The sequence below is a fragment of the Vibrio sp. RW genome, assembly GCF_027587105.1.
GTDB classification, from domain to species: Bacteria; Pseudomonadota; Gammaproteobacteria; order Enterobacterales; family Vibrionaceae; genus Vibrio; species Vibrio toranzoniae.
Genome location: NZ_JAPPTM010000053.1, coordinates 1 through 6375 on the forward strand (window position 1 = coordinate 1; position 6375 = coordinate 6375).

Here is a 6375-nt window from a genome sequence, read left to right on the forward strand (position 1 = left end):
CCGTCTTAAGCGCTTTGTTAGTTTGCCACCACGATGAAGCCAGCTGTTTAGCGCCAAGGTGCTGAATTAGTTATGAAACTACTGGCTTTGAACACAAAAGTAAAACGAGCAGCTAAGAATTTAAATGCAACCGACAAAACGTACTTGGCTAAGAAGCGACATACGACAAACAACCACGGTTTGAAGCGCTTTAACTGGCAAAGGATTCATTCAATTAACCTGACAACCAAGTGTGACCAAGCCATTTGTTAGCGAAATTAGTCACCAAGACAAAGAAGACGCACCAAAGAACTAGCAACAATGTTAGAACCAGTAAGTGACTCACTCACCGCAAACACTTCCAACATAGTGCCACCGGAAAGTTCATAAGATTGGAAAACGGACAGGTGAATAGCTAGAACGTAGAACAAAGCTTTCAGACCATAAATGCCTTTCTGCCCTTTGCAAACTAACGCCCAATTAAGGTGTGAAGCACGCGACCACCATACTCAATTTGACCATCGTAAACACTTAACTTAACTCAAACCAAAATTGCCAAGCGTGCTGAATCACTCTTAAATTGTTTGTTATGCATTTGCCGGAAGCACTCCCCGAATCTCATTTTCCAACCCAAGAATTTCTATCGAATTTATAGCAACACCGATGTTGTTTGGTATTTGTGTAATCGGTATAGGCACATTTGATGTCGGAGCTGTAACTATTTCTATTTGCCCCGATGCCGTATGCATCGCTCCAGCATAATGAATACCTAACAGTTTGATTCTATGACTGCCCATATAAGTGTTTCCTCGGTTATCTATGTACCCGCCAATGTTAGCTAAAAACACAGGTGAACCACTGGAACCAGGGAAACTAGCAACATCCGTCAGGAATTCATTTTTCCCATTCCATGCTACATGAGGATGTGTAGCTGTTATACCTTTACGAATTACAGGCAAATTATTGGTAGCATCCCAAATACCATTTGGGTAGCCGATCATAACAATGTCTTCCATCGATGAATAAGTAGCACGATCTTCGTCACTAGGAATCAAGTCTGTCTGTAGAGGGACGTAAAACAACCGATTTCCAGATTGCTGGATTTGATTCACTAGCGGACCGATTAAAAAAGCAGCCAAATCAACATCTGGATTAGGGTGTTTTATACATCTTTGTTCGAAATTATCAAATTGAAACTGCTGATGGTTACCTGTGTCAGGGAGCCCTTCAGCGTTTGCAAAAGTAACGTGAAAACGCCCTAACAAAGAATCAGCAATCACGTGCTTGTTCGTAATGATTACGGGTACGCAACTTTCACCTTCTTGCAATAGGTTCATATAAAACCCAGTACCTGTTGAAATACCACCGCTTCGTAGCGTCGTTTCAATTCTGACAGTACTATGTGTCAGTTGTACCATCATCCCAAGACTCATTTTTTCTCCTTATGCATAACGCCGCATTAAGGTGTGAGCAGCGCTTGGCTATACTTGAGCGAAGCGAAACTGCCAAACGTTGCGAATCACTCTTAAATGCTTTGTTATGCGTGCGGCTTAAATTTCTTCGTCATTCCTTGACTGGATGGAGAAACAAGCTTGTACCCTAATTTTTCGTAAAATACTGGCTCATCAGCGATCATGGAAACATAAGAGCCTTCGAGAGCAACCGAAGACAAATAGTTATCTATATGCTCCATAACCTTCCGGCCTAACCCTTGGCCTTGATAGTCCGGATCAACTGCAACATCCACGACTTCAAAGTTACATGCACCGTCTCCAACTACCCGCCCCATCGCAATTAGCACATCACCATCTCGAACCGAGATAGCGTACAAGCTATTTGGCAAAGCGATAGTGGCTGCCTTTAACGACTTTGGCGACAGACCTGCCTTCACTCTCATTTCGCAAAATTCTGAAGGGCTAGGAACTTTTGCTTCGTATTTTATTGTCATTATGTACATCTCCTTTCACTACATTCGGAGCATACACACAACAACTGTATAAATAAACATGTGAAGTGTATTTTTGATTAGTACGCATAACGCCGCGTTAAGTAGTGAGCAACGCAAACCACCAAACCTAAACCATTGTGCCGTAAACACTAAATTCAAAGCAAACCGAAAATGCCGAGCGTTGGGAATCTGCCTTAAACGCTTTGTTAGGTTTGTAGCTTCGTGGTCTCTGTATGAACTCTTTTCTACAAATCTACGTAAACAAAAATACACTAAACATTAGCGGAGTCATTTATGTTTTCTCTTTTTAAGAGCAATCCAGCCAAAAAACTCAAGAAACGACACTCAATGCTACTTGAGCAAGCTATGCTCGCCCAGAGGAAAGGCGACATTAGGACTTACTCTCAATTGACCGCCGAGGCAGAAGAGATTTTTAAGCAGATAAAGGATATTAACCCTTCCAAAACCTAACGCTAAGCTAAGTAGTGAGCAACGTAATACGAAGTCACCGCATAACACCTTAAACACATAAATCAACGCATACTAAAAATGCCACGCGTTGCGAATCTGCCTTAAGCGCTTTGTTAGTTTGCCACCACGATGAAGCCAAAGGCTTAGCGCCAAGATGCTGAATTAGCTATGAAACTACTGGCTTTGAACACAAAAGTAAAACGGGCAGCTCAGAATTAAAACTCAACCAACAAAACGACTTGGCTAAGAAGACTTTCGTCGATGCCGACAGCCACAAATACCATCTTTCAATGTTCCTGCTTAACTTTCAAAACCAAAGAAGCAGCGCGCAAGAACATTGAGAAATGAACCTTACTAACACGAAAGAAATGAGTAACACAGAAGCCAATTAACCGAAAAACGGGCTACGCGAGATGCCTATTTCGATGAAAAGTCTTTGGGAAATAACAGGTGAATAGCTAGAACGCAGAACAAGGATTTTAGACTACAAACGCTTTTCTGCCCTTTGCAAACTAACGCTAAGCTAAGTAGTGAGCAACGCAATACGAAGTCACCGCATAACACCTTAAACACATGAATCAACGCATAGTAAAAATGCCGCGCGTTGCGAGTCTGTCTTAAGCGCTTTGTTAGTTTGCCACCGCGATGAAACCAGAGGTTTAGCGCCAAGTTGTTGAATTAGTTATGAAGCTACTGGCTTTAAACACAAAAGTAAAACCTACAGCTCAAAATTTAAATACAACCAACAAAACGCACTTGACTAAGAAGCGACATACGACAAATGACCACGGTTTGAAGCACTTTAACTGGCAAAGGATTCGTTCGACCAACCTGACGACCAAATGTGACTAAGCTATTTGTTAGCGAATGAGCCGCCAAGACAAAGAAAACGCACCAAAGAACTAGCAATAATGTTAGAACCAGTAAGTGACTCACTCGCCGCAAACGCTTCCAATACAGTGCCACCGGAAAGTTCGTGAGATTGGAAAACGAACAGGTGAGTAGCTAGAACGTAGAACAAGGCTTTTAGACCACAAACGCTTTTCTGCTCCTTGCAAACTAACGCCGCGTTAAGTGGTGAGCAACGCTACCACATGACCTAAACTATTGTGCCGTAAACACTAAAGTTGAATCAAACCTAAAATGCCAAGCGTTGTGAATCCGTCTTAAACGCTTTGTTATATGTCTAGATGGGTCGTGGTGGCGTTGTGACTGTAAAGAAGTGGAACCAAGAGTTTCACTAGTAGTAAGATTAGTAAAGTAGCTGACTTTAATCATGATTTAGTTGATAATTACAAGTCGTTGTTGTTTCAGGGTAATCTATAGTGGCTAGTCAAAAGAAAGGTAAGGTAGTAACTATTATGAATATGAAGGGTGGTGTTGGTAAAACAACCTCTTCTATTCAATTGAGTACAATGCTCGTTGGCGGAAAAGTCAGTACAAAGTACAAGCGCGTGTTAGTAATTGACTACGATCCACAGTTTAACCTATCTCAAAGTTTGTTAACTCCTGCAACCTACAAAAGCGCGTTAGAGGAAGGAAAGACGATTTTGTCGGTACTTCAAGACACCGACTCAGAGTTAGATATTTGCCAGCTGCAAGCTCCAATGTCAACAACCCCACCAGATATCAAATCATTAACTACCAATGTTTTGAACAACAAGGGGTGGATTCTGGATATAATACCGTCGACCTTGGATTTGATGCCTTTAGCCATTAGCTCATCAAATATCGCCATTGATATTATGTCCACGCGCTTTCGGCATATGATTGAGCAAGCTAAAAACCAATACGATTTGATATTGATAGACTGTCATCCATCAGGGTCGCTGTTTACCAAAACGGCAATCGTTTGTTCAGAACATATATTAGCACCAGTGACCCCCAACCCTTATGCAGAGAGAGGTATATCTCTGATGAAAGAGTTTATTAAGCACCTCTTTTTTGGTGAACAAAGCCCTAAACTTCACATATTACTAAATAACATAAGCTCTTCAGCTGCCGATAGTTCATTTGTGGTTAAACTGAATATGACGGACAGGTACAAGAAAAACTTGTTTAAATCAAAAATGAGCAACTCGAAACTATACTCAGATGTTGTCAATGGAACGGGGTTCTTGCACATATCTAAAAAACCAAACAGCAGAAGCATCAAAATAGAAGTCCGAGCTATATTATTAGAACTAATTGAGAGAATTGAGGGATAAGCATGAGAAGGAGTAAACAAATCCGTTTGACTCGTGAGCTTTCTAGCTCCTTGTTGAGCTCTAGCCTTACAGAAAAAGAGTTGATCGATTTGTGTCACGATATACTAGATAACGGCGCTGCATTAAACAATACAGCTTTAAGTATTCTAAATATGTTAGAGCAGGACTCGTTAGACAATAACAAATTAAGTCACTACTCTAGCGAAGTTCAAAATGAAGCAATGGAAGCATATCGTTGGCTTAAAAAGAAAGGGGTTAACAAAGATAAACTATTCATCGCAATGTCCATGTTTCATCCTCGGCTTGGCGACTTTATCGACAATATGCGACCGACAATTAGAGAAGCGCTTGAATACTTTATTGATACATTCTCAAGAAGTGACTTTAATCACTTCATGAAATCGTTTAATGATGATGAGTTCATAAGAATGATCGAGGATAAGTAGTTGAGTAAATTGGTAGATGTACTAAAAAATATAGACTGGAACTCAAGAAAAGATGAGTTTTTTTCTCAAGAAAAAAACCATCTGGTTTCTATTGAATCTCAGCTACAAATCCTTGCTCACTGGTCTAAATCTTTAGAAACCATATATAATGGGAACCCTGCTTTACCATTTGTTCGTGAGGCTCAAGTTTCAGCGCAAGACTTCATAAGTGTCTATAGCCTACACTTATACAAAAATTCTGCAGCCTCAATGAGAACTGTTTTCGAGAGCATTTTGTATTTTAGTTACTTTAAGGATCACTCTATAGAGTTGAAGTCCGTACTAAGAGATAAATTTCACCTAAGTCGCTCGAAAATCTTAACTTATCATGAAAAGCATACAGCTAACTTCAGTTCAATTTATACTAAAACTGGGTTAGATAACATCTTGGATAATATGTATTCTGATGTATCTAACATTGTACACAGCTCCCAACCCGGTATTTGGCACCAAAGGGCTGTGCTAGGTGAGAAAAGCTTTGATCCAGTAATAGCTGAGGAAACAGCGAACCTGTTCATTCAAACAATTAAAGTTATTAACTTGCTGTTGCTATGTACCCTTTCATATGAAGAATGGTTAACTGTACCAACCAACTCTCGCAGAATCTTCCTTAGTCTGATAACAGAAAATCAAATGAAGCTATTAAACAAGCAAATTGTTTAGCTCTTTGAGATGCCTGCTCTGTAGTTTAGTGCGGGCATATAACGCCGCATTAAGGTGTGAGCGACGCTTGGCTATACTTGAGCGAAGCGAAACTGCCAAGCGTTGCGAATCACTCTTAAATGCTTTGTTATGTTTTTGTGTAGCGAGATGTAACTTCTGTTTTTGCTATTGCTTGCAGAATTGATATTTTTTCTCTGGCTGAATTAACCATCCTCATAGATAAATCTGGAGATAAACCTTGCTTGTTTAATAATGCAAACTTCCCGACTTCATCAAAAACCTGATATGCAGCCAACCTAAAACGCTCTTCCGATATAATTTGCACATCGTTAAAAGCTCTTAAGTAGCGAAAATACTCATCTGAATTCGGCAGATAAAAAGTATATAAAGTCGCTTGTATTAACTCTTGAGACTGACTTAAGAACTCTGAATATTTGACCTTTTTTTCATTTCGCAGTTCGTAAAACTGCTCTCGAACAGCGTTTTCATTGTCGAAGTCATTCTTTTTAAGCATCACGAAAATTCCAGAAACTGCTGAAATAAGTGCACCTAACCCTATTTTAACTGCCGTATCTACAACATTGATCCATGATAGATCCACTACAACTCCCCTTTCAAAACA

The 6375-nt window shown here is 40.1% G+C and carries 8 protein-coding genes; 5 read left to right on the forward strand and 3 right to left on the reverse strand.

Translation table 11 applies throughout. The features are described 5' to 3' along the window. The first annotated feature begins 72 nt into the window (after positions 1-72). Complete coding sequence (locus OCT63_RS21050) at positions 73-252, forward strand: hypothetical protein (protein WP_269984554.1); 180 nt, start codon at positions 73-75, stop codon at positions 250-252. A 314-nt stretch (positions 253-566) separates the two neighbouring features. On the opposite strand, the gene OCT63_RS21055 is transcribed toward OCT63_RS21050, so the two are convergent. Together OCT63_RS21055 and OCT63_RS21060 are read right to left on the reverse strand one after the other, a co-directional pair. Next, positions 567-1412: a S1 family peptidase gene (locus OCT63_RS21055; protein WP_269984555.1), complete on the reverse strand. Its 846-nt coding sequence runs from the start codon at positions 1410-1412 to the stop codon at positions 567-569. A 104-nt stretch (positions 1413-1516) separates the two neighbouring features. After that, the gene (locus tag OCT63_RS21060) at positions 1517-1927 is read right to left on the reverse strand and encodes a GNAT family N-acetyltransferase (protein WP_161675365.1); all 411 of its coding nucleotides are present in this window, start codon (positions 1925-1927) and stop codon (positions 1517-1519) included. 294 nt (positions 1928-2221) lie between these two features. Here OCT63_RS21060 and OCT63_RS21065 point away from each other — a divergent pair, with 294 nt between their 5' ends. The 4 genes from OCT63_RS21065 (at position 2222) to OCT63_RS21080 (ending at position 5753) form a co-directional block, all read left to right on the forward strand. Continuing rightward, the gene (locus OCT63_RS21065; RefSeq protein WP_143699689.1) at positions 2222-2398 is read left to right on the forward strand and encodes a DUF6435 family protein; all 177 of its coding nucleotides are present in this window, start codon (positions 2222-2224) and stop codon (positions 2396-2398) included. 1325 nt (positions 2399-3723) lie between these two features. Continuing rightward, positions 3724-4605: a ParA family protein gene (locus tag OCT63_RS21070; RefSeq protein WP_086458932.1), complete on the forward strand. Its 882-nt coding sequence runs from the start codon at positions 3724-3726 to the stop codon at positions 4603-4605. Between the two features lie 2 nt (positions 4606-4607). Next, positions 4608-5051 (forward strand): hypothetical protein, encoded by a 444-nt coding sequence (locus OCT63_RS21075; RefSeq protein WP_086458931.1) that lies wholly within the window; start codon positions 4608-4610, stop codon positions 5049-5051. Continuing rightward, positions 5052-5753: a hypothetical protein gene (locus OCT63_RS21080; RefSeq protein ID WP_269984556.1), complete on the forward strand. Its 702-nt coding sequence runs from the start codon at positions 5052-5054 to the stop codon at positions 5751-5753. Between the two features lie 127 nt (positions 5754-5880). On the opposite strand, the gene OCT63_RS21085 is transcribed toward OCT63_RS21080, so the two are convergent. Next, positions 5881-6375 (reverse strand): hypothetical protein (locus OCT63_RS21085; RefSeq protein WP_269984557.1); only part of this gene is annotated, 495 nt, incomplete at its 5' end.